We start from the raw sequence: 22689 nt of genomic DNA on the forward strand, positions 1-22689 counted from the left end.
GGCCGGGGGGGGGGGGGCCCCGCCCCGGGGGGGGGGGGGTCAACCGGGGGGGGGGGGCGGCCCCGCGCGCCCCCCCCCGGCCCTCTCGGTAGGGATCAGTCCTTGAACACGTCCTTGACCTTCTCCTTGGCCTGGCGGGCGTCTCCCTTGGCCTGTTCGGCGCGGCCCTCAGCGGTGAGGCGCTCGTTGCCGACGAGACGGCCGACGGCTTCCTTGGCCTTGCCCTTGGCCTGCTCGGTCTTGGCCTGGGTCTTCTCTTCACCGGACACGGACATCACTTCCCCACAGCAGAGAACGCTTACGTCATCACGTCTTCCCATTCCCTGGGCGACAAACGTGCTGACTTCGCGATGACCTCTACGCGCTCCGGGCCGTGCCCCGTGACGTCGGGAGGGACCGGCTGTCCTGTCCCACGGGGAGGAGCGGCTCGGCCGCCAGGGCCTTCTCGAATCCGGCGAGGCCTTCGACCAGCGCGGTCCGCTGGTGGAACGGCATGTCGGTCAGGGCCTGGACGAGGAGCTGGTCGCGGCAGTCACGGATCCGGGTCAGGTGCTCGCGGCCGGCGCCGGTCACGGACAGCAGGACTTCGCGGCCGTTGTCGGGGCAGGGCCGTCGCTCGATGAAGCCGAGGGCTTGGAGACGGTCGACGAGACGGCACACCGACGGCGGCGCAGCGGCCAGGATGCGCGTCAGGTGCCGCATGCGGATCCCGTCCTCCCCCTCGACGATGTACAGCACGCGGAGCTGGGACACCGGGACGTACGGCGCCGGCATGTCGCTGCGGGCCTGCTCCCACAGGATGTCGAGGAGCTCGACGATCCGGCCGGCCTGACGGGCCGCGGCCTGGGCCCGTACGGGGTCCGCCTCGGGGCGGGTGCGCTCTGTCATGCGTTTCCCCCTCCCAGGGACGTGGTCCTGCCGGCGTGTGGGTGGTCGGGGTCGGATTTCAAGGGCCGGCCGCTCCTGCCGGACACGGCCCGCGCCCGGCGCGTCCGGGAGGTGCTCCGCCTTCTGGCGTATGACGATATGCCATCGCGGTATCGCCGGCCGACGCGAGCCGATGCCCGGTGCCGGGGTGTCAGGGGTTGCTGTCCGTACTGCCGGGGCGGGCCGCTATGGATTCCTCGGCAGACGCGGCGGCAGCACGCTGCCGGGATGCCGAGGAGACGTTCGGTGTCCCTGTCTCCGGGGCGGTGAGGTAGTCCAGCGTACCGGTGAGTTCCAGGAGCCGTTCCAGGCGCAGGGGCCTCTCCTCGATGTGCAGGTGTACCCCTGCCGCACCGGTGAGGCGCCGGACCATGAGCAGGGCCGACAGCCCGGAGGAGTCGACCGCGGCCAGCCCCTGGCAGTGCAGGAACAGGTGGTGCAGACCGGTGTTCTCGGCCAGTGTGCGGGTCACGGCTACCAGGAGGGCATCGGCCCAGTAGTGGTCCAGGTCGCCGTGCAGGTCGATGCGAACGGTGTCCCGCGTATCGAGGTGCGTCAGGCGCAGCGGGCTGGGTTGCAAGCTGGTCATTGGGCGGTCCCGGAAGCAGTCACAGGGGTACGGTTCAGGGCGGCGGCGCCGGTGTGGAGCATTCCGGTGGCGCGGGGGAAGTCCTTCAGTTCCCTGCCCAGGAGGTCCAGGGCGGGCAGGAGGGAACGGGCCGGTACGCCCCGTGTGCTCAGCACACCGGCGGTCCACCGCAGGAAACGGGAGAAGAGCTCCGGGTCGTCCGTGTACAGCGCGGTGGCGAGGAACTCCACGATGTGGGCGAGGTCCTCCGCCGTGCGTTCGCGCTGGGCCTCGGTGTAGCCGAGCATCGCCGGGAAGGCGCCCTCCAGTCCGGCGAACACCGTACGTACCAGGTCGCGGCGGGTACGGGCGACGAGCGTGTACTCCTGGTCGGCCAGGTGCGGCAGATCATCGATGGCCTGGTGGCCGGGCCGCGGCCGGGCGAGAGGGTTGCGGGCCAGGTCGTCGGCGGCGGTGCGGGCGTCGGCTGCCCAGGCATCCGCGCCCAGCAGCCGCGCGTACTGGCCGTCGGCACCGAAGGCGGCGCCCCCCACCATGACGGGGACGCCCACGGCCTGGCATGCGGTGATCGTGGCGTGCGCGGTGGGCAGGCGGGTGGCGATCGAGCTCGAGAGGGCCACCGCGTCCGGGCCGGTGCGGTGCAGATGCGCGATCAGATGGGGGGTGGGGACCTGGGAGCCGAGGTAGTCGACGCGCCAGCCGCGCGACGTGAGGACCTCGGCCAGGAGGCGCGCGGGCAGTGAGTGCCATTCGCCGTCCACACAGGCGACCGTGAGGCGGCCGCGTATCGGCGATGTTCGGGAACGGGGATGCCGCGCGAGCGCGGCGACGGCCCGCTCGTTGATCGCGGTCGCGGCGTGCTCCTGCGACACGGAGAGCCGGTTGGCGGCCCACTCCTCCCCCACCCGCCTCTGGACGGCGGCGATCACATCGAGCAGGACGCACTCCACGTCCAAGCCGTCCTCCAGAGCGCCGAGCACGGCCGTGACGGCGGCCCGCTCATCGAACCGGAGGACCGCCTCCCACAGCTCGGCCGCCGGCTGCTGGTGACCGGAGGCGGTCATCGTGGTGGATTTCATGCGGTGAACCTGCCCCGTGTGTGGCCGTTCACGGCCGTGAGGTGGTGGGTGCGGGGAGCGGCGATGACCACCACCGCCATGTCGTCGTGCTTGCCGTCGCCCACCCACTGGGAGGTCAGCATCTGAACCCGCTCCACCACCGCCTCCGCCGGCAGGCCCGCGCACTCCGCCAGCGCCCGGCGCAGACGTTCCTCGCCGAACATGGTGTCGCCCATCGGCCCGCCGCGGGCCTCGCTGATGCCGTCCGTGTACAGGAGGCAGGTGTCGCCGGAGGCCAGCGTGACGTCCGCGCTCTGGGTGACCAAGGTGGGGAGCACCCCGACCAGGGTGCCGCGGGTCGGAGCCTCCTCGACGAGCCCATCGGAGCGCAGGATGAGCGGAGCCGGGTGGCCGGCGCTGGTGAGCCGCAGGTCCACCGAACTGCCGGCCCGGACCGCGGAAGCCAGCACCATCGTGGCGAAGCGGGCGTTCTCGGTGTTCAGCAGCGAGGTGTTGAGCAGCCCCAGCATGCGCTGGTGATCGCCGGCCATGGGCAGCAGCGCGTGCATCGTGTTGCGGATCTTGCCCGTCATCACCGCCGCCTGCAGCCCCTTGCCGCACACGTCGCCCAGGACGACGAGGGAGGGCTCTCCTTCCACAGCGGAGGGATGCACGTCGTAGAAGTCGCCACCGACCCGCTCGTGGTCCTTCGAAGGCCGGTAGCCGCCCGCATAGTCGACGCCGGAGATCTGGTGCAGGGTGGGAGGAAGGAGTTCGCGCATCAGGATCTCGGTTATCGATGCCTGCTCCGTGTACAGCCGGGCGGCCGACATGGCGGCACCCGCGCGGGCCGCGAAGAGTCGGGCGAAGACCTCCTCGCTCTCCGTGAACGCCTCGTGACCGCTGCGCCGCAGGAGCACCAGGGCGCCGGCGGGCACGCCGTGGCCGGGCAGAGGAGTGATGACGATCGAGCCGACCGTCCCGAACTCCTCCGGAACCAGCCACGCCGGAGCGGCGGCCGGATCGATCCATCTGGACGGAACGGGAGGAAACCCCTGGAGGGCCTCGGCCAGCCCGGGCACCTGCGCGGGATCCACGGTCAGCCGCGACGTCGACGGCGCCCCACCGCGCACACAGGTCACCACCGGCAAGGAGTGGCCGTGAGACGGGGCGATCACCAGGGCGGCATCAGCAAGGTGTTCCGCCGCCATCTGCGCAGTGACGTCCATGCACCGCTCCAAGTTCAGCGACGAGAGCAGCAGATTGGAGGCGCGGGTCAGGAACGCGGTGCGCTCCTTCTCCATGTGCAGGGCCTCGCGGGCCAGCCGGTGGTCGGTGTCATCGACCAGCCACCACACCACCGTGCCGTCTCCCCCGGCAGTCGGATGCGCCTCGAACGAACGCCCCCCTACCGGACCATGGGCGATCGCGGGCCGCGGTGTTCCCGGATGCTGTCCCAGGGAGGGGCTCAGGCCGGCGTGGGCCAGGGCCAGCCAGCCGGGCAGGACGGCCGCCATCGCCGTGTCCGGGCGGGCGTCGGGGAAGACCAGGCGGGCCGCCTCGTTGACGAACCGCAGGACCGCCTGGGAGTCCGCCGCGAGCACGGGGTAGGGAGCGTCGGCCCATGGGAAACCCACCACGGGCGGAGCGGATGCTGCCTGGGTGTCATTCAGCACACATAGAAGGCCCGCTGCGCGAACCCCTCACCTCATCGCATCGAAGGAAAACCATTGCCGTACGGCAACCATCCTCCATTCCTCTCCGCTCGCACAACCCGGGCCTCCTCGAACGACAGTCCTGCACCTCACCCACACCGGGCGAGCACGCCTCCACCCCGGGCGTAGCAATGGCATGGAGAACAGGACTGTTCGCCTCATCAACGCGCACGTCCTTGCGCCCCCGCCTGCCCCAGGGCGAGCGGAGCATGCGCGTGCAGACGAGGCCCCGCTCTGGTGGCCGGCCAGCCCGGGTGGCTCGGTGAGGTCGCCGCGATCAAGACCACTCCGGCCGCCGCCACCCAGAAGCTGACGGCGGCGCGCGACCGTGCTGCCCGGCTGCCCGGCTGCCGATCTGGACTACCGGTTGTCCGTCGAGGCCGGGTCGAGGAAGAAGACGCACTGCTTCGCGTCGTATACGCCCACCTGGGCGACGAAGCGGAACTTGTCGCCCGCTCGGACGGTGGCGGGGGCGTTCCGGCCGGTCAGCTTCAGGTCGGGAATGTTGACATCCTCGTACTTGAAGGCCGGGCCGATCGCCGTCTTCGGTCCCTGGTCGCCCGGGCCCAGGAGGAAGTCGTAGCGGGTGTCGTCGCTACCGCGGGGTGCCACGTGCACGATCGAGCCGTCGAATGCGACCGTCTTGCCCTTGTACTTGGTCGCGAAGTCCGGGCTCGCGCTGTCGCACGAGTCCGGCGTCTCCAGTAGCGCCGCGAATTCCGGGTTGTTCTGCGGCGTGATCACCTCAGCGGCAGCTGCCCCGGCCGCGCTCGGAGCCGAGGTGGCGGAGGCTGCCGCGCTCGCAGTGACCGCCGTCGGCTTGTTCGACTCGTCCTTCTTCTCGCCTCCGCCCTCGAGAGCTGCGCCTACGCCGATGACGACGGCCAGGACCACGAGGCCGCCGACCGCGGTGCCGATCAAGAGCCGCGGCAGGGGCTTCTTCGGCCGACGGAAGTCGAGGGTAGAGCGCAGCAGCCCCTGAGCCTGCTCCACGAGCTCCCAGCCCTCCTTCTGCATCTTCGAGATCACCAAGCCGTCGGTGCCGCGAACGGTCTGCACGGTCCTGTACTCGTACTTGATCTCGTCGGCCATGTGGCTCCGCGCCCCTTCCATGAATCTGTTCATACCAACTGTCGCGCGAGCATAGGGGACTTCGCGAGACGGCCCGCTGAAGGAGTGTGAACGCGTCGTCCAAGGCCTGCGCTGCCCCCGGCACGCGGTGAGCACGGTCGTGGGCGTACACGAATGCCGCGAGGATCGACAGACGAGGACGAGACGGTGCCCGCGCTTCCTCCCCTCGGCCTCGCGCAGATCACCAGCTGCGGCATCGTCCGTCACGCCCTTCCCGGCCCGGACCCGTACGGGTGGACGGCTGAAGCGGAGGAGCCGTCCTCGCGCGGAGCGGTTCAGCGGGTGTGCGCGAGCTCGAGGAAGCGGTGGAGGTCGTGGGCGGCTTCAAGGGCGCACAGGCCGGTGGCCGCCAGCAGCGCCGCGGCGGCGGCGAGGAGCAGGGGCGGGCTCTGGGGCGGGGGCGCGAGGAGGGCGGCGACGCGGCGGGGCACGATGCCCGGAGCGGTACGGCGGCGTCCGAGGATGCCGAGCGCCGCGGCGGGGATTGCGCGGGGGCCGCGGCTGCGCTTGGCGGCGACGGCAGCGCGGGCGACGGTTTCGGCGACGGCACGGCGGTCGCCGGTGTGCCGGGCCGCGTGTTCGTCGGCCCAGCGTTCGACGGTGTAGGCGACGGCGACGGCAAGGGGCCGCAGCAGGGGGTTGGCGGCGGCGGCCAGCTGCACGAGGGAGACGAACGCGTGGTGGTGGTGGTTCAGGTGGGCGCCTTCGTGGGCGAGGAGGATGTCCCGGCCGGCGGGGCCGAGGGCGTCGAGCATGCCGTGCGAGACGACGATGCGGCCGGGCAGGCCGGGCACGGTGTAGGCGTCGGCGCCGGGGTCGTCGGTGATGACGGCCAGGTCGGGGCCGGGCAGGCAGGCGGCTTCCAGGGCGGCGGACCACAGGGCTCCGGCCCGGCGTGCGGCCCGCCTTGCGGCGGCGAGGACGGCAAGGGCCAGCAGGACGCCGCCGGCGAGTGCGGCCGGCCACACGGCGGGGTCCTGGCGGGCGATCACGTCGGGCGAGTAGCCCTTGAGAGTCGCCACCAGAGGGATGCGGACGAGTCCGGCCAGGGCAAGCAGGCCCAGGACCGCGGTGCTGGAGACGGCGAGGACCAGAGCGGCGGCGGTCAGCAGCCAGGTCGCCAGGCGGGGCTCCAGCCGGCGGGCCAGGGGGCCGGCGCTGAGCGCGGCCGGGACGGGGAAGAGCAGGGGCAGGTAGACGGCCAGGTGCATCGTGGGGGCGGCTCTCTATCCGTCGGTGCCCAGCAGTCGGCGCAGCAGGTCCTCGTCGTCGTCGGACAGCCCGTCGACGAATCGGATCAGGACCGATTCCCGGTCGGTGCCGCTCTCCATGACCTGGCGCATGTGGCGGGCCGTCATGCCGGATGCGTCGGTGACCGGCGCGTAGGCGTAGCTGCGCCCCCGCGGGGCGCGTTCCAGGACGCCGCGGGTGTGCAGGCGTGCCAGCGTGGTGGCCACCGTGGTGTGGGCCAGGGCGGTGCTGAGGCGTTCGGCGACCTCGCCGGGGGTCAGTGCTCGGCCCGCGGTGTGCAGCAGGGCGAGGACCTCCTCCTCCAGGGCGCCGTTCGCCCGGCGCCTGCCCCCGGGTTCCGGCGGCTCGTGCGTGGCCAAGGCCGTCCTCCTTCCGTCGAGCGTCTGCAGTCCACAGTAACTTCTATTCGTGAATAGAAGTTACTGTGTGCGTGCGCTCCGAGCTCGCGGCCCACGGGCCGTGCGACCCATGGGCCCTTCGGCCCCCGCACCCTGCCCGGAAAGGATGCCCCATGCCTGTTTCCCCGGTGGCCGCGCCCCGCTCCGCCGGGGTGCGGCCGCGGCCCGCCGCCGTGCTGGTGCTGGTGTGCGGGCCGCTGCTGGCGGCCCTGGTCGCCGTCACGGTCGTGGCGCACGGTGCGCCCTTCGGCGTGGACGGACCGGTGCACGGCTGGGTGATGGTCCACCGGCCGCCGTGGGCGGCCCGGGCGGCGGTCGCGGTCACCGTGACGGGCAGCGGCGTTCCCGCCTACCTGCTGGCGGCGCTCGCCGGGGCACTGGCCGTGCGGGCCCGGTGGTGGCGCGGGGCGCTCATGGGGGCGCTCGCGCTGGTATCGGTGCAACTGCCGCGCATCGCCATGGCGTCGTGGCTCGCCCGGCCCCGCCCGCCGGCCGCGGACTGGGCGTGGACGGCGAGCGGGTACGCCATGCCCTCGGGGCACACCACGACGTCCGCGGCCGTGGCGGTCCTGCTCACCGCAGGGGTCCACCGCGCCGTACGGGGCCGGGCCCGGCGGGCGCTCCTCGTGCTGCCCGCGCTGTGGGCCGTTGCCGTGGGCGCAAGCCGCGTCTACCTCGGCGTGCACTGGCCCAGCGACGTCCTGGCGGGCTGGCTCCTTGCCTCCCTGTGGGCAGGGCTGCTCGGGACCTCCTCGTTCTCCACCGGCGCCGCGAGCCCGTGGACGCACGACCGACAGAAATCCGACCGACCGAAATCCGACCGACCGAAGGTGAAGTGACGTGAGCGCGATCAGTGTGGGACAGGCAGTGGTCCTGGGCGTGGTGGAGGGCGTGACGGAGTTCCTGCCGGTCTCCTCCACCGGCCACCTGAAGATCACCGAAGGACTGATGGGCATCCCCGTGGACGACAAGTCCGTGGTCGCCTTCACCGCCGTCATCCAGGTCGGCGCCATCGCCGCCGTCCTCGTCTACTTCTTCAAGGACATCGTCCGCATCGTCACCGCCTGGGGCCGCGGGCTCGCCGACCGCGAGGAGCGCTACCACCACGACTACCAGTTCGCCTGGTGGGTCATCTACGCCACCATCCCCATCGTGGTCGTCGGCCTGGCGGCGAAACCGCTCATCGAGGGACCGCTCGCCTCCCTGTGGGTGGTTGCCGGATCCCTGATCGTAGGCAGCGGCCTGATGTGGGCGGCCGACCAGTTGGGCCGCCACAAGCGCGGCGAGGACGACACCTCCCTCAAGGACGCCATGCTCGTCGGCTCCTCCCAGATCCTCGCCCTGCTCTTCCCCGGCTTCTCCCGCTCCGGCGCCACCATGTCCACCGGCCTCATCCTCGACCTGGAACGCGTCGCCGCCACCCGCCTGTCCTTCTTCCTCGGCATCCCCGCCCTGACCGGCGCGGGCCTGTACGAGCTCAAGGACGCCGTCGGCGCCGGCATCGACACCATGCCGCTGGTCGTCGGCACCGCGGTGTCCTTCGCCGTCGCCTACGCCTCGATCGCCTGGCTCCTGAAGTTCGTCGCCAAGCACTCCTTCAACGCCTTCGTCGTTTACCGGATCGTCGTCGGCGTCCTGCTGTTCGGGCTCCTGGGCACCGGCGTCCTGCACGCCTGACCGCCAGCCACCCGCGGCCCGCCGCCCGCCTGCGGCAAAGTCCGGGTGGCACACTCCGCTCCGCTCGCGCTGAAACGGGGAACGCCTCTGAAACGCTCCGCCGCATCCGGCGAGTCGCACGCGGCGCCCAGGCGCGCCGCTCGCCGCTCGCCGCTGGGGACTACAGCAGCGCGGTCCCCGTGGCGGACGGGCCGGGCATGGGGCCGAGGACATGTCGGCAGGAGCCCGCGGTCCGCCGCGGTTCGCCCCCGGCCCGGCTGTCAGACGGCCTCGGTCGCGAAGAGTTCGAGGTGTGAGCAGTGCGGGCAGCGGTATGCCTCGATACGGCGTCGGGGCCGGCCCAGCCGTTTGGCACCTCCGAACATGCCGCGTTCCAGCGGCCCGGCGATCCACCGGGCGTACCCGCGGGCTCCTTCTCCGGCGTCCTCGACGAAACCCGGCTCCAGGCCAACGCCACCGCAGTACGTACATCGCATCGCATCCACCGGGCGAGTGTAAGACCCAGTTCCAGAACCTTTGGATCAAGAGACGTTTCCACAGTCAGAGCGTTACAGGTTCCTCAAAGTCAGCAAAAGTCAGCATCGGAGGGTCCCACTCCCGGGCGCGGTCAGGGGCCTTCCTCCCGCAACTGAACTCCTGCAGAAGGGCTTGCGTTGAGCGGCTGGTGCCGGATGAGCTGTGGGTGTTGTTCCAGCGGGTTGTGCCGGTGGCGCCGACGCCGCCACAGGGTGGCGGCCGACCTCGTCACGGCGACCGTGAGGTCTTGGCCGCGATCGTGTTCGTGGCGACCTCGGGCTGCACGTGGCAGCAGCTGCCCGCGGCGTCGTCCGGGCCGGCGCAACGGCCCACCGCCGGTTCACCGAATGGACCAAGGCCCGGGTGTGGGCCAAGCTGCACCCTTCGGCTCGCCCGTCGAGCCTGAGGGGCCCGGCTGCTGGCACCGTTACATGAGGCAGCGATCTGCTGGATCGGGATCGTGACCGGGGCGTGCGGGCGGCCAGGGGCCTTGTCACCGAGGCCCGCCGGGGCGGTCGGCGGCTCCGCCACGAGCACGCACGCGACTGGCTGCGGCAGCGGCAGCGGCAGCGGCAGCGGCAGCGGCAGCGGCAGCGGCAGCGGCAGCGGCTTCCAGGGTGCTGAGCTCGGCGGCGGCTTCGAGCTGCCGGGGGTGGTTCAGGCGGACCAGGGCCTCATGGGCGGCCGTCAGGGATTGCCGGGCCTCGTCGTGACGGCCGAGGTGCCGCAGGACGACGCCCAGCTCGAGCCGGGCGGTCTCGCTCCAGAAGGACACCGGGTTCACCGCGCGAAGGCTCAGCACCTCACGCAGCGGCGCCTCCGCCTCGCTCCACCGGCCGAGCGCGGCCAGGTCGTTGCCGATGCACTGGCTGACCAGGGACAGGTAGGCACGGCTCACTACGGTCGGCCGCCCCGGGATGCCCGCCCGGCAGAGCGCCTCGCTGCGGCGGTGGATGGCCAGTGCTTCCTCGGGCCGGCCGTCCATGCGCAGGACCTGGCCCAGCGCGTTCAGGGCGGTGAGTTCGGCCAGCCTGCTCTCGCCGCAAGACAGCCCGGCGAGCCGGGCGACCGACGACCTCAGCCGGGCGACGGCCTCCCCGATCCGGCCGAGCCGCTGGAGCGCCCCCGCGCCGTATCCCAGGGCCCAGCCCACCTGGAGCTCGTCGCCCGCCTCCAGGGCCGCCTCCAGAGCTGCGTCCGCGGCGGCCAGCGCTCCGGCGTAGTCGAAGACGCACATGTTTCGGGCCCAGGCCAGGTAGTTCAGCTGCACGGCCACCTCGCGGGTGCTGCCGAGCGCCCGGGCGGAGTCGGCGGCCCGCAGGAACACCTCGGCCCACAGCTCCCAGTCCATGGTGGCGTCGGAGAACCAGTGCATCGCCTCTGCCGCGTCGACGACCTGCCGGTGACGGCCGGTCGACTGGGCGTGGCGCAGGGCCCCGAGCCACTGAGCCCGTTCCTCCTCCAGCCAGGCCCGGGCCCGGTCGCTGCCGACCGGCGCGGTGGCCGGGTCGGGATCGCCTTCCGCGTCACCTCGGGCTGCGGCCGACCCGTACTCCGCCTCGAAGTGCAGGGCGGCGGCGGTGGCCCGGCGGAGCGTCCAGCGGGCGGCCCGGTCCTCGGAGGCGGCGATCTCCTCGGGCCCGTCCTCCTCGGCCAACTGCTCGGCCGCGAACAGGCGCAGGAGGTCGTGGTAGCGGTAGCGGTCAGCGGTGGGGTGGGACTGGAGGAGGCCGGCGTCGACCAGGTCCTCGGCATACCGGGCGGCCGTGCGGGCGGGCAGGTCGGCCAACAGGGCGGCGGTCTGGGGGCTGAAGTCGGGGCCGCCGGCCAGGCAGGAGCGTCGGAAGACGGTCCGTGCCTGCGGGCTCAGCTGCCGGTAGGAGAGGGCGAAGGCGGCCCGGACCTCGAGCGAGCCGGCCTTCAGGGCGTCGAGGCGACCGCCTTGTTCGGCAAGCTGGGTGGCGAGTTTGCTGATGTGCTCGGCGGGGCGGGCGGCGAGGCGTTGTCCGGCGATGCGGACGGCCAGGGGGAGATGGCCGCAGAGTTCGGCGAGGTCGCGCGCGGCTTGGGCTTCTTGTGTGACCCGGTGCGGGCCGATGATGCGGGTGAGGAGTTCGACGGCTTCTTCGCGCCGGAGCAGGGCGAGTTCGGTGCGGTGGACTGCTTCGAGGCCGGCGAGGGCGTGGCGGCTGGTGACGAGGGTGAGGGAGGCGCCCTCCCCGGGCAGCAGGGGCCGTACCTGGTTCTCGTCCGCGGCGTTGTCCAGGAGGAGCAGGACGCGGCGGTCGCGCAGGAGGGAGCGCAGGAGGCCGCTGCGGTCGTCGGTGCCGGCGGGTACGTCGGTTGCGCCGAGGGCGCGCAGCAGGCGGGAGAGGGCGTCGCGGGGCGGGGTCGGTTGCTGATCCATGCCGCGCAGGTCGAGGTAGAACTGGCCGTCGGGGAAGAGGGGTACCAGGGTGTGGGCGGCGTGCACGGCGAAGGCGGTCTTGCCCAGGCCGGGCTGCCCGCAGACGACCGCCACCTGCGGCCGGTCGGGGCCGGACCGCTCGGCCAGGGCCGCCAGCCGCGCCAGGGCGGGCCCGCGCGCGGTGAAGTCGCGCAGGTCACGCGGAAGCGCGAGGGTGTGGCGGACGGAGGGGCCCGGGGCGGCAGCGCCCGCCGGGCCGGCGCATCCGGGCGGCCCGATCGCCGGCTTCCCACCGGCGTCCGCCGGGGGGCCGGTGCCCGCGTACGAGCCGGCCGCCGCCTCACCCGCGGCCCCGCGCGCGCGGGGCCGTCCCCGGCCGGCGTCCCGCTCCAGTGCCTCGGTGGCGGTCGCGTTCAGCCCCAGCGCCGCGGCCAGAGCGGCGACGGTGCGCCGCTGCGGCCCCCGCGACCGGCCGCGCTCCATGTCCGACAGGGCCCGCACGCTCACCCCCGCGGCGTGCGCCAGTTCCTCCTGGCTCTGCCCGGCGTCCGTGCGCAGGCGGAGCAGGTGCTCGCCGAATCCGCCGGTGGCCGGTGTGTCCGTCCCCATACCCGCTCGTCCCCCGGTGCCGCGCGGACCGGCCGGTCCGCCGGTCCTTTCCTCCAGCAGAAGTATGCCGGACCGTACTTCTGCCGGTGGAACTGCCTGGTCCGGATCGGCCGGCCGCGGTTGGCTGGGGCGACCCCGGGGGGAGCCCGACCAGCCCCGCCGGTGGCCGGCCCGTCGCCGCTCCGCCCGCGCTCTCGTGTGCGGCTGTGCACCGGGCCCGGAGCATCTTCGTACACCCGGTCGCCGCCGTACCGTGACCGCGGTCGCCGGCGGCTGCTTCTACCAGGGGAATCACACATGAGAACCAGTGGTACCGCGTCCCGTCCGGGCGCCGACCGCCGTGCTCGCCTGCTGCGCCTGCTCGCCCTGCCCGCGCTCGCGCTCCTCGTCCTGGCCTCGGCACTGACGGCTCCCACAGGGGCGGTGGCGGCGAGCAGCAAGTACGGGAACGCGCGCTATCACCAGTGGTCGTTCGTGACCTCGCACAACGCCTACGCCGACGACGACACGCAGTGGCCCGTGCCGCCGAACCAGTCGCAGAGCATCAAGGAGCAGCTCGAGGGCGGCGTGCGGGGCCTGATGCTCGACACGTACGACTCCCGGGGCACCGGGCCCGTGCAGATGTGCCACGGCACCAGCCCCGATGTGCGCGTGTGCTACGACGATTTCAAGGCAGGGCTCCTGACCGTCGTGAACTTCCTGCAGAAGAACCCGCAGGAAGTGGTGACCCTGTTCCTGGAGAACTACGCCAGCAAGGAGACGGTGAGCAAGACGATCACCGACATGCTGGAAGCCAAGGACGCCAGCAAGATGCTCTTCAACCAGAACGACTGGGGCATCTTCAGCAGCAACTGGCCGAAGCTGAAAGAAATGGTCTCCGCCAACCAGCGTCTGGTCATCTTCCAGGACAGCTGGGGCGACACGGCCGCCGGCTCCGGCACGCTGATGAACACCTGGTCGCACACCGTGGAAAACCGGTACAGCTACGGCAAAGGGCAGCCGTCAGGCTGTGAGTCGCGGAACGGCAATGCGCTGAACACGAACCCGATGCCAGGCACGACCGGCCTCACCCCTCTGTTCACCATGAACCAGTTCAGCTCGGACAACCCCGACCCGAAGGCTTACGCCAAGATCGACAACGGCGCCCAGCTCAAGAGCCGCATCGAGAAGTCATGTCGGCCCGCCGCAGGCGGCCGCAACCCGAACTTCGTCGCGGTGGACCACTACCAGATCTCCGACAAGTCGGGCCTCACGCCCGTGTCGGTGGTCGACGAACTCAACCGCGACAACTACGTCTTCGAGCCTCACCCGGCGGTGTGGACCGTCAACGACGCAAAGCAGTACGTCAGCACCTACGGCACCAACCGCTGCATGGTGCGCGGCGACGAGTTCCCCGACGGCTCCGGCGGCCTCGTCACGCAGCGGGCCTGTGCGAACCCGGCGCCCAGCAGCCACCAGTGGACGGCCACCAAGCCGAACTACGACGGCAAGGGCCACTACTGGATCAAGGCGGGCAACGGCTCCTGCCTGACCGTTCCGTACAACAACGGGACTCCGCCCGGCGACGGCACGCAGCTCTTCTGGTGGCCCTGCGAGACCAAGTGGTTCTCCGGCAGCCAGCTGTGGAACGTCATGCCGACCAACACCGACAGCAACGGCCAGTCGCACGGCTACTACTTCATCAACCAGTGGACAGGCAAGTGCCTGACCCTGGACCCCGGCACGTCGACGGCCAAGGCCGGCAAGGTCACCCAGGCCGCCTGCCCCAAGCGCTGACCAGGGACCGGCGCACGACCGGACGGCCCGGTCCGGCACCGCGAAAACGCGGCGCCGGACCGGGCCGTTCCCCGCACCGCCGCACCGCCGCGGCAGACCCCGCGCGCCCTCCCCGGCCACGGCCCGGATCCGCTGCGCCCTCCTGGTGAGCTGGGCCGTCGCGGTCAGATCTAACTACTCGTCAGCAGAGTCAGCAAAAGGTCAGCACTCGTCCGACCAGACGTGGTCACAGCCTGCAACACATGAGACGCGACCGGCGGCGCCGAAGGTTCTCGCACCGCGTCCGGCGACCTTCCCTGCGAAACCAAAACCGGAGGGTAGGGCGCGAGCACCGCATCCGGCCCTCGTCCATGCAAACTGGCAGGTCAACGTACCCTTCCCCGGGGCTTCAGATGGGTCGGGGGCAGCTCGGGAGCCGGAAGCGGAGGGCCGTCGTAGCCCTTCACCTCACCGAATCGTGTCCCACTCGTCCAGTCTTCGCGGGCCTGCGCGATGTCATCGTGTGACCGTCCGATCCAGTTCCAGAACCATTGGATCGCTCGACGTTTCCGCAGGTCAGAGCGTTATGTGTCCCTCAAAGTCAGCAAAAGTCAGCATTGAAGGCTCGCCCGCCGACTGCCTGGTCGGAGCAGACCTCCTCCCGACCTCCTTACTCGCCCAGGCCGACGCTGAAGGCGACCGCCGCACTGGCATCCCCGAACCGGATGCCGCCTTCTCGCTGGCCTGGTCAGGCACTCAGGAACGAGCAACGAGGCCTTCTGAAGAGCGGGCAGGGTGGTGTAGTGGTGGCCGCGCAGGCCGGTGGCCCGGGCGGCTTCGACGTTGATGTCGCGGTCGTCGACGACCTGGACCTCTCCCGGCTCGAAGGCGAACCGGCGTGGTGCCCTACCGGATCTTCAGTGACGATCATTTCGGCCTGGAGACCGCTGCGTCGGCCGACGAAGGCCGGACGTCGTCGAGGGTGGGGCGCTGCCGAGGCGCGGCCTCCGAACAGCCGGCCAGCGGGCCGGATAAGGCGATGGCCGAACTGTCGAGTGCCGTCACCGGATGCCACCCCCGAGGGCCCGCCCCACGCGCAGCCGGGCCGCGGCGGCCGGACCCGGACAGCCGGCCAGGGCCAGGGCGTGTTCCAGCTCCTCCTGGAACAGCCCGAGGACCCGCCGTACCGCAGCCTCTCCACCGGCGGCGAGCCCCCACAGCACGGGCCGGCCGAGCAAGACGCCGTCGGCGCCGAGCGCTAGCGCCTTCAAAATGTCAGTGCCGCTGCGAATGCCGCTGTCCAGGAGGACCTGGCAGCGTTCGGCCACGGCCTCCACCACGTATGGCAGGGCGTCCGCGGCGGCCAGGGCGCCGTCGAGCTGGCGGCCGCCGTGGTTGGAGACGACGAGGCCGGCGACCGCGCCTTCCGCAGCGCGGTCGGCGTCCTGCGGGTCGAGAACACCCTTGAGAACGAGCGGCAGCGTGGTCTGCGCGTGCAGCCATTCCAGATCAGCCCAGGACAGCGACGGGTCGACCAGGTGAGCGGTCTGCGCTGCGATGGCGCTGACCCCGTCGCGCCCGCCGGCTGGTAGTCCGTCGGCCCCAAGGGCGAAGTGGGCCGCGGTGACGCCTGCCGGCAGGGTGAAGCCGGCTCGCAGGTCGGCCAGTCGGCGGCCCATGCGCGGTGTGTCCACGGTGAGCATCAGGGCCTGGACGCCGGCCGCCTCGACACGGGCGAGGAGGTCTCGGGTCAGGCCCCGGTCGCGCAGCCAGTACAGCTGGAACCAGGTGGTGGCGCCGGTGGCCGTGATGTCCTCGATCGGCGTGCTGCTGAAAGTGCAGGCCGTGAAAGGGATCCCGGCGGCCGACGCGGCGCGGGCCGCGCCGAGTTCGCCCATGGGATGCACCGCCTTCTGGTAAGCCATGGGAGCGACGGCCGCGGGTAGGGTGGTGGGCGCCCCCAACAGGGTCGCCGCGGTGCTGGTGGTGGAGACGTCAGTCAGGACGCGGGGCACCAGGTGTAGACGGTCAAGGGCAGTGCGGTTGGCGTCGAGGGTCAGCCCGGCACCCGCCGCGCCGTCGACGAACCGCTCCACGGAGGCGGGCAGGATGCCGGCCGCCAGTGCCTGCGCATCCGCAGGCGTGAGGATGCCATCGAGAGCGGGCAGGGTCACTGCGCGCGCTCCGGGATGGCCTCGACCGTCGTGGTGGCGTCCTCGTGGTCGGCCTTCTCGGCCTGGACCGCCTCGTACAGCGCGCGGACGTTGCCGCCGCCGAAGGTGTCGGCTCCCATCCGCTCGATGATTTCGAAGAAGAGCGTGCGCTTGGGGTGGACGGTCCGGGTAAAGATCTGGAAGAGCTGGCCGGCGTGGTCCTCGTCAGCGAGGATGCCGGCAGCCCGGAGCTCTTCCAGGGAATGGCGGTTCAGGTCGAGTCGCCCGGCCAGCGCGTCGTAGTAGGTGTCGGGGGTCGACAGGAAGGCGACGCCGCGCTTGTTGAGCCGGGCGACGGTCTCGACGATTTCTTCAGTGGCGAAGGCCAGGTGGTGGACCCCGCCGCTGCCGTGCCGCTGGAGGAAGTCGCCGATATGACCGGCCTCGTACTCGGGGCTGGGCGCGAGAACGGTGAAGGTGATGTCGCCGACGGGGCTGCGGACGGCCTTGGAGTCCATGGCTTCCCTGCCCTGAACCATCAGCTCCTCGTAGATGGCCCGGTAGCCGAAGACCCTCTCGTAGTAGTCGGTTGAGGCGGCGAGTTCGCCCATCTGCACGGTGACCGCGACATGGTCGAGCAAGGTCAACGCGGGAGCCTCGGCGGGCACCGGCAGCAACTCGGCGACCGGCTCGAATCCGGGCAGTGGCAGCGGGACACCGTGCGCCTCGGCTCCGGCCGGACGCTGGACGAAGGTGTGGCGTACGTCGTCGAAACCGGCGCCGAGCACGGCCGTAACCCAGCCGTCGGCCTCGGCGGGCTCGGCCAGCACGGTCGCCTCGCGGGAGACCGCGTCGGCAAACGCGGCTCGAACGTCAGGGGCGGTCAGGGCGATGTCGGCTATGCCGTCACCGTGCCGGGCGGTGTAGACGGCGGCCGGGTGGTCGGCATCGAGGCCCTGGGTGACGACGAGGATGACGTCACCCGTGCGGAGGGCTAGGGACCGGGAGGCGCGGTGCGGGCCGGTGCGCTCGGCGGTGGCGTAGATCTGGAAGCCGTAGCCGTGGGTGAACGCCTCGGCGGCGGCGATGGCGTCAGTGACGTACAGCTCGACATGGCTGACGTTCAGGGTGGTGATGGTCACGGTGGGTCCTAGGGGTGCTGGGTATCGGGGTGCAGAGGCCGTACGTTCGCCTCATGCAGGTGTTCGTTGTTGACGAGGAGGAGGTGGCGAGGGCGATGACGCTCTCGAACGTGGTGGTCATCTCGTGGTTGTGAGACCTTTAGGGGCTTGCCGAGTGGAGGGCGGCGGCCAGATTGTCGATCAGGTGCGTCTCGGCACGATGAACCGATTCCGACGTCCGCGCTGCGTAGAGCTCCTGCACGTGGACACCTCGAAGGCTCACCACCGCGTTGCCGACAGCGTGGGCCGCGCACAGGTCCATCACGGTCCGCCCCTCCCTGGCGGACTGCCAGGTGCGGAAGTCCGACTCGGGCATCGGCAGGCCCAATGTCGTGATCAAGACGAACGCAGCTGGCGGAACCAGGCGGAGATCTTCGTATGTGACGACGTGTCGGTACGCGGGTGAATGGAAGGACAGGAAGTCCGAGGAGGCGAGCACCTCGTGCAGCGGTGCCCATCGCGGCGTCCGCTCGGCCGTTCGGCGGGGGATGGGTGTATGGAAGAGGACGTCCATGCCCAGCGCCGTCGCAACCTGGCCTACTCGCTGCGCCACCGGACCGTAGCCGATGAGTCCCAGGCAGCGGCCGGCCAGCTCGCTGGGGGCATCGCCGCCGTGCCGCGCATGTGCGAGCAAGTGCTCGATGACGAACTCGACCGTGCCGATGTCGCCGTAACCGTGAATGGGCGCCACCGCGATGCCGTTCCGGCGCGCGTGGTCCAGATCGACCCGTTCGGTCGACGTGGCACGGAGACCTATGAAGCGCAGCGAAGGGAGCTGGCGCATGCGTGCGGCATCGACGATGTCCTTCCACCCCGCCAGCAAAGCATCCGTGTGTACGAACTCCGGTACCTGCGACTCCGTCGACGGCCAGTCCTCCAACCTCAACAGCGGCCTGTCGCTCATATGCCGCAGCACGTCGAGAAGCCCAGGCGACGGCCACACTCCGGGCAGAATGGAAATCTGTTGAAAGGTGGGAGATTTTACCGTTCTCTCAGTGGACAAAATTGGGCCCTTTGCTCCCGTGGAACTGAATCGAAAGTGCGTGCACGAGACGCGTTCAAGACCCGCTGACGGGAGGAACGATCGCGTCGATCAGGTGCGGACCGGGCTCGGCGAGCGCCCGGCGCAGCTGGTGGGCGAACGCCTCAGCGGTGCGCGCTCGCGTGGCGGGCACGCCCATGCCGTTGGCCAGGGAGACGAAATCCAGCCCCGGGATGTCGATGAGCGCTCTGCTGCGCTGCGCGTCGGTGCCGTCGAACGCCCCGACACGGCGCAGTTCCGCGTCGAGGATGGCGTACGAAGCGTTGTTGAAGATGACCGTGGTGACGTCAAGCCCCTCACGCGCCTGGGTCCACAAGGCCTGAAGCGTGTACATGGCACTGCCGTCCGCCTCCAGGCTGAGGACCGGACGGTTCGGACAGGCGGCGGCGGCGCCCGTGGCGACCGGCAGCCCCATGCCGATCGAACCACCGGTGATGTTGAGCCAATCGTGCACCGGGGCGCCGGCGGTGGCCTCCGGTAGCCACTGGTCGGACGTGATGGCCTCGTCGACGACGATGGCTCCCTCCGGCAAGAACGCACCGATGACGGCCGCAGCCTTGCGCGCCGTCAACTCACCGCTGGGCAAACCCGGCCGGCTCGCCCGAGCGGTGAGCGGCAAAGCATGAGGGGCGAGCAGATCAGCCAGGTATTCGAGGGCTTCGGGTGCCGCACCGAGGTCATGAACCTCGCATGCGCTGGGGATCAGGGTGCTGGGCTGGCCCGGATAGGCAAAGAACGCCACCGGGGCCCCGGCTCCGGCCAGCACGATGCACTGCGCGTCCTTCAGCCGTGCCGCCGCAAGGTCCCTGGGGTACGGAAGGCGGTCGACCGCTACGATTCCCGCCCCCCGCTCGTGCCGCGCCGGCGACTTCTCGGCCAACAGCCGTGCCCCGGTCGCCCGAGCGATACGACCCGCTGCGTCCAGCCCCGAGCGGCGCATGTTGCCGCCGCCGATGAGAAGCAGACAGTCGTCGCGGGTCCGCAGCATGGTGGCGATCCGCTCCACTGCATCCGTGTCGATCGACGGACGTCGGGCGGCGGGAACGGGCGCGGCGGTCCCCCCTGCGGACCAGCAGACGTCGGAGGGGAGGATCAGCGTGGCCACACCACCTTGCAGGTGACCCGAGGCGGTCCTGGCAGCGGCAATGGCCTCCGCCGTATCCCTGCCGACGTCGGCGACACTCTGCGTCCGCCGAACCCACTGCGAGACGGTTCCGGCCATGGCCTCGATATCGGTGTCGAGGGGTGCATCGAACGCCTTGTGATACGTGGCGTGGTCTCCGACCATGTTCACCACTGGAGTGCCCGCGCGACGGGCGTTGTGCAGATTGGCCAAGCCGTTGCCGAGCCCAGGCCCCAGGTGGAGCAGGGTCGAGCCCGGTTTGCCGGCCATACGCCCGTACCCGTCGGCAGCCCCCGTCGCCACCCCTTCGAACAGGCACAGGATGCTCCGCATCCCGGTTGTCGTGACCATTCCGGCGACGAGATGCATCTCAGAGGTGCCGGGGTTGGTGAAACAGACGTCGATATCAGCACTGTTGAGGGTCTGCAGCACTGCTTGAGCACCGTTCATGACGCTCATGCGCGCGCACCCGAGGGAACCGACGAAAAGCGAACGGCGATACAGCATCCGAGGCGATTACTGGTCTCGTGCACCAGGGTGGCGCCTGCGGCTTCCAGCAGGCTCTGCATCCCTCGGACACTGAACGACTGGGATCGGAACCCTCCGTCACCACGAAACAGAGTACCGCCGTGAGTGCCGGGGCCCTCTTCGTGGATCGCTATTCCGCAGGCCGTGTAATAGGCGCGTCGTACTTCCGTGGTCCACGCATCGTCATTGAAGAAGGAAATGACACCCAGCCTCCCCACCCCACCCAGCTCGGCGAGAAACTTCGCCGGCTCGTCAAGGTTTCCGATCAGGTTGAAAGGAAGGAGGAGCAACGGACGCTCCCCTCGCACCTCAGGCACCCAGTCCTCACTGACGCGGATACTTCCGAGGACTGCTCGCGCCCATTCCCCCAAGCCCTCGTACGCGATCCGACCGCTCAAGGAGCCGATGGCGACGCTGTTCACGTCGACACCCACATAAGACATGTTGGCGACCTTCGCCACTTCCAGCGCACGCCCGTCGTAACACCCCAATTCGACCAGGCTGTCACACCGGTGACGTGAGGCGACATCCAGGACGGTGAGGCCCTCCATCTGCAGGAACGACAGGATCTCGTCCGGGAAGTTGGCGACACTCATGATGCGGCGCGCACCCCCCTCGCGGTAGAAGTGCTCAGATCCGCCGTCGGCCGGAACACCTTCGACCGTCCCGGCACCCGTCTTCAAGAACACGGGGGATTCCAAAGTTTCACTCTCCTCATAGCATTCGACGCTCACCCACGGCCGACCGCACATCCGTGGCGAGCAGACAGCAGACGCCGGGTCAATCCCCTGCGGTCGGTGTCGGAATTCCAAACCTGTTTCTGATTCTCGCGAAATGTTCGGCAGCCAACACACCGGCAAGGTTTTCGACGGTCTGAGCCTCGAACAGCGTGCGGACGGTCACTTCGAAGCCGAGTTCCTGGCTCAACTGCGAAGTGATACGGGCCGCCATCAAGGAGTGCCCACCGAGGAGAAAGAAATTGTCGTGCACACCGACCCGGGCGACGTCGAGCACATCGCCCCAGATCCCGGCGATGGTGCGCTCGACCGGGCTTCGCGGGGCGACGTACTCCACCTCGTCCTGGTCGGGGCCCTCGCCAGGATCCGGGCGGGCGCTTCGGCCCGCCGCTCCGGCCGGCGGCCCGACCCACCCGCGCTGCCCGACCACGACCGCGTGAAGCTCGCCGAGCCGCGCTGCCGGGTCGGCCACCACCGCGGAGAGCAGAGTGCGGAAGTACCCGGCCATCCGCTCGACCGTCTCGCGATCGAACAGATCGTTGCTGTAGGTCAGCGATCCCTCGAGGCCGCCCTGCGACTCCGACAGGACCATGGTCACATCGAACTTCTCCACCTTCGTCTCGGACGGCAGGGGATCGATCCGCACGCCCGGCAGCTGCCAGGCCGTCTCCGTCGCGTTCTGGAGTGCGAACACGGCCTGCACCAGCGGCGTACGACTCAGGTCGCGCGTCGGGGCGAGATCCTCCACCAGACGCTCGAACGGCATGTCCTGATGCTCGTAGGCGCTCAACGTCGCGCCCTTCACACGTCGGAGGAACTCGTCGAACCGCGGGTCGTCGAACGTTTGGGACCGCAGAACCAACGTGTTGACGAAGAAGCCGATCAGCTCCTCGACCTCGACACGGTTGCGCCCGGCGATGGGAACGCCCACCGTTACGTCGTCCTGGCCGCTCCACTTGCCCAGCACCATCTTGAACAGTGCGAGGAGGAGCATGAAAAGGGTGGCGCCTTCCCGTTGGGCCAGCGCGTGCAAGGCTGCTGTCGTTTCCCCCGGAACCGTGAAGTCGACGGCGCTTCCTCGACCGGAACGGACGGGTGGGCGTGGACGGTCGGTCGGCAACTCCAGCGGGACCAGTCCGGCCAGCGCGCTGCGCCAGTAGGCCAGCTGTCGCTCGAGGTCCTCTCCCTGCAGCTGGTCCCGCTGCCACATCGCGTAGTCGGCGTACTGGATCGGCAACTCGGCGAGCTGCGCCTCTCGCCCCGCCATGCACGCCGCGTACAGCTCCGGCAGCTCCTTGGCCAGAATTCCGGTGGACCACCCATCAGCGACGATGTGGTGCATCGTCACCGCCATCAGATGGGCGTCCGAGGCCAGCCGAACCACCACGAGCCGCAGCAGTCTGCCGCTGGTCAGGTCGAACGGTCGCGCGGCTTCCTCGGCCAGCACTTCCAGCCCGGCGGCCTCTGCTGCCTCTGCACCCCGGTCGGTCAGGTCCACGATGCGGGCCCGCACCGCCCACGGATCCTCGACGACCTGCACGGGATCCTGGTCCGCACCCACCACGAACCGGGTCCGCAGCACCTCGTGCCGCCGCACCAGACCGCTGAAGGCGGACTCGAGCGCCGCGACGTCCAGTCTTCCGCTCGCCCGGAACGCGAACGGCATCGAGTACTCCACGCCACCTGGCGCCAACTGTTCGAGGAACCACAGCCGCTGCTGGGCGAACGACAGCCGGACGGGCTGCGTCGGATGAGGCCGACGGTCTATGCCCGATACGCGAAACCGTCGCATGCGGGCGAGCAGTCGCGATTCCACATCTTGATCTTCCGAACGTACATTCACTAATGGTTCCCCCGAGCTTGGCAATCTCCGCCATGAGACGCACATTGCG

General features: G+C 70.5%; 19 protein-coding genes and 2 pseudogenes. 4 read left to right on the plus strand and 17 right to left on the minus strand.

The window, feature by feature from the left end; all coding sequences use genetic code 11:
* Positions 1 to 95: 95 nt before the first annotated feature.
* The 8 genes from ABZY44_RS13035 to ABZY44_RS13070 form a co-directional block, all read right to left on the minus strand.
* A complete protein-coding gene (locus ABZY44_RS13035) occupies positions 96 to 269 on the minus strand; it encodes a CsbD family protein (protein WP_356652955.1) in 174 nt (57 codons plus the stop codon).
* Positions 270 to 357: 88 nt separating this feature from the next.
* A complete protein-coding gene (locus ABZY44_RS13040) occupies positions 358 to 888 on the minus strand; it encodes a MarR family transcriptional regulator (protein ID WP_356652957.1) in 531 nt (176 codons plus the stop codon).
* 190 nt (positions 889 to 1078) lie between these two features.
* On the minus strand, positions 1079 to 1516 hold the full coding sequence (locus tag ABZY44_RS13045) for an STAS domain-containing protein (protein ID WP_356652959.1): 438 nt from the start codon (positions 1514 to 1516) through the stop codon (positions 1079 to 1081).
* Entirely contained in the window at positions 1513 to 2595 is a 1083-nt protein-coding gene (locus ABZY44_RS13050) for a cobalamin-dependent protein (RefSeq protein ID WP_356652961.1), read from the minus strand. Before ABZY44_RS13050 ends, ABZY44_RS13045 begins: the two co-directional genes overlap by 4 nt.
* On the minus strand, positions 2592 to 4091 hold the full coding sequence (locus tag ABZY44_RS13055) for a PP2C family protein-serine/threonine phosphatase (protein WP_356653011.1): 1500 nt from the start codon (positions 4089 to 4091) through the stop codon (positions 2592 to 2594). Before ABZY44_RS13055 ends, ABZY44_RS13050 begins: the two co-directional genes overlap by 4 nt.
* 558 nt (positions 4092 to 4649) lie before the next feature.
* Positions 4650 to 5414: a DUF4839 domain-containing protein gene (locus ABZY44_RS13060; protein ID WP_356652963.1), complete on the minus strand. Its 765-nt coding sequence runs from the start codon at positions 5412 to 5414 to the stop codon at positions 4650 to 4652.
* 281 nt (positions 5415 to 5695) lie between these two features.
* Positions 5696 to 6631 carry a M56 family metallopeptidase gene (locus ABZY44_RS13065; RefSeq protein WP_356652965.1) on the minus strand — a complete coding sequence of 312 codons (936 nt, stop codon included), beginning with the start codon at positions 6629 to 6631 and terminating at the stop codon, positions 5696 to 5698.
* Positions 6632 to 6646: 15 nt separating this feature from the next.
* Positions 6647 to 7030: a BlaI/MecI/CopY family transcriptional regulator gene (locus ABZY44_RS13070; RefSeq protein WP_356652967.1), complete on the minus strand. Its 384-nt coding sequence runs from the start codon at positions 7028 to 7030 to the stop codon at positions 6647 to 6649.
* Between the two features lie 152 nt (positions 7031 to 7182).
* Between ABZY44_RS13070 and ABZY44_RS13075 the strand changes: the two genes are divergently transcribed.
* Both ABZY44_RS13075 and ABZY44_RS13080 read left to right on the plus strand, forming a co-directional pair.
* Positions 7183 to 7908 (plus strand): phosphatase PAP2 family protein, encoded by a 726-nt coding sequence (locus ABZY44_RS13075; RefSeq protein ID WP_356652969.1) that lies wholly within the window; start codon positions 7183 to 7185, stop codon positions 7906 to 7908.
* Position 7909: 1 nt separating this feature from the next.
* Complete coding sequence (locus ABZY44_RS13080; protein ID WP_356652971.1) at positions 7910 to 8746, plus strand: undecaprenyl-diphosphate phosphatase; 837 nt, start codon at positions 7910 to 7912, stop codon at positions 8744 to 8746.
* 260 nt (positions 8747 to 9006) lie between these two features.
* Here the strand turns inward: ABZY44_RS13080 and ABZY44_RS13085 are convergent, their stop codons facing one another.
* Entirely contained in the window at positions 9007 to 9231 is a 225-nt protein-coding gene (locus ABZY44_RS13085) for a hypothetical protein (RefSeq protein ID WP_356652973.1), read from the minus strand.
* Between the two features lie 143 nt (positions 9232 to 9374).
* On the opposite strand from ABZY44_RS13085, the pseudogene ABZY44_RS13090 reads away from it, so the two are divergent.
* Positions 9375 to 9643, plus strand: a pseudogene (locus tag ABZY44_RS13090) (transposase); the annotation flags it as partial.
* 112 nt (positions 9644 to 9755) lie between these two features.
* Here the strand turns inward: ABZY44_RS13090 and ABZY44_RS13095 are convergent.
* On the minus strand, positions 9756 to 12278 hold the full coding sequence (locus ABZY44_RS13095; RefSeq protein WP_356652975.1) for an NB-ARC domain-containing protein: 2523 nt from the start codon (positions 12276 to 12278) through the stop codon (positions 9756 to 9758).
* Positions 12279 to 12575: 297 nt separating this feature from the next.
* Between ABZY44_RS13095 and ABZY44_RS13100 the strand changes: the two genes are divergently transcribed.
* Positions 12576 to 14054 carry an RICIN domain-containing protein gene (locus tag ABZY44_RS13100; RefSeq protein ID WP_356652977.1) on the plus strand — a complete coding sequence of 493 codons (1479 nt, stop codon included), beginning with the start codon at positions 12576 to 12578 and terminating at the stop codon, positions 14052 to 14054.
* A 365-nt stretch (positions 14055 to 14419) separates the two neighbouring features.
* Here ABZY44_RS13100 and ABZY44_RS13105 read toward each other — a convergent pair.
* From ABZY44_RS13105 to ABZY44_RS13135, 7 genes and pseudogenes are all read right to left on the minus strand, one after another.
* A pseudogene (locus ABZY44_RS13105) lies at positions 14420 to 14581 on the minus strand (pirin family protein); the annotation flags it as partial.
* A gap of 513 nt (positions 14582 to 15094) precedes the next feature.
* Positions 15095 to 16207 carry an alpha-hydroxy acid oxidase gene (locus ABZY44_RS13110; RefSeq protein ID WP_356652979.1) on the minus strand — a complete coding sequence of 371 codons (1113 nt, stop codon included), beginning with the start codon at positions 16205 to 16207 and terminating at the stop codon, positions 15095 to 15097.
* Positions 16204 to 17328 carry a 4-hydroxyphenylpyruvate dioxygenase gene (hppD, locus tag ABZY44_RS13115; protein WP_356652981.1) on the minus strand — a complete coding sequence of 375 codons (1125 nt, stop codon included), beginning with the start codon at positions 17326 to 17328 and terminating at the stop codon, positions 16204 to 16206. Before hppD ends, ABZY44_RS13110 begins: the two co-directional genes overlap by 4 nt.
* 139 nt (positions 17329 to 17467) lie before the next feature.
* Positions 17468 to 18271, minus strand: a complete 804-nt coding sequence (locus tag ABZY44_RS13120; protein ID WP_356652983.1) for an NAD(P)-dependent oxidoreductase — start codon at positions 18269 to 18271, stop codon at positions 17468 to 17470.
* Positions 18272 to 18425: 154 nt separating this feature from the next.
* Positions 18426 to 19991, minus strand: a complete 1566-nt coding sequence (locus ABZY44_RS13125) for an acetolactate synthase large subunit (RefSeq protein ID WP_356652985.1) — start codon at positions 19989 to 19991, stop codon at positions 18426 to 18428.
* Entirely contained in the window at positions 19988 to 20749 is a 762-nt protein-coding gene (locus ABZY44_RS13130; RefSeq protein WP_356652987.1) for a hypothetical protein, read from the minus strand. Before ABZY44_RS13130 ends, ABZY44_RS13125 begins: the two co-directional genes overlap by 4 nt.
* 91 nt (positions 20750 to 20840) lie before the next feature.
* Entirely contained in the window at positions 20841 to 22613 is a 1773-nt protein-coding gene (locus ABZY44_RS13135) for a condensation domain-containing protein (RefSeq protein ID WP_356652989.1), read from the minus strand.
* Positions 22614 to 22689: the final 76 nt, after the last annotated feature.

It is taken from the genome of Streptomyces sp. NPDC006544 (assembly GCF_040611715.1).
GTDB lineage: Bacteria > Actinomycetota > Actinomycetes > Streptomycetales > Streptomycetaceae > Streptomyces.

What these genes read in the sequence shown, in the direction of transcription:
- ABZY44_RS13100 (WP_356652977.1), top strand. Translation starts at nt 12,576, where the DNA reads ATGAGAACCAGTGGTACCGCGTCCCGTCCGGGCGCCGACCGCCGTGCT.
- ABZY44_RS13075 (WP_356652969.1), top strand. Translation starts at nt 7,183, where the DNA reads ATGCCTGTTTCCCCGGTGGCCGCGCCCCGCTCCGCCGGGGTGCGGCCG.
- ABZY44_RS13045 (WP_356652959.1), bottom strand. Translation starts at nt 1,516, where the DNA reads ATGACCAGCTTGCAACCCAGCCCGCTGCGCCTGACGCACCTCGATACG.
- ABZY44_RS13050 (WP_356652961.1), bottom strand. Translation starts at nt 2,595, where the DNA reads ATGAAATCCACCACGATGACCGCCTCCGGTCACCAGCAGCCGGCGGCC.
- ABZY44_RS13065 (WP_356652965.1), bottom strand. Translation starts at nt 6,631, where the DNA reads ATGCACCTGGCCGTCTACCTGCCCCTGCTCTTCCCCGTCCCGGCCGCG.
- ABZY44_RS13125 (WP_356652985.1), bottom strand. Translation starts at nt 19,991, where the DNA reads ATGAGCGTCATGAACGGTGCTCAAGCAGTGCTGCAGACCCTCAACAGT.
- ABZY44_RS13040 (WP_356652957.1), bottom strand. Translation starts at nt 888, where the DNA reads ATGACAGAGCGCACCCGCCCCGAGGCGGACCCCGTACGGGCCCAGGCC.
- ABZY44_RS13055 (WP_356653011.1), bottom strand. Translation starts at nt 4,091, where the DNA reads ATGGCGGCCGTCCTGCCCGGCTGGCTGGCCCTGGCCCACGCCGGCCTG.
- ABZY44_RS13095 (WP_356652975.1), bottom strand. Translation starts at nt 12,278, where the DNA reads ATGGGGACGGACACACCGGCCACCGGCGGATTCGGCGAGCACCTGCTC.
- ABZY44_RS13120 (WP_356652983.1), bottom strand. Translation starts at nt 18,271, where the DNA reads ATGAGCGACAGGCCGCTGTTGAGGTTGGAGGACTGGCCGTCGACGGAG.
- ABZY44_RS13060 (WP_356652963.1), bottom strand. Translation starts at nt 5,414, where the DNA reads ATGAACAGATTCATGGAAGGGGCGCGGAGCCACATGGCCGACGAGATC.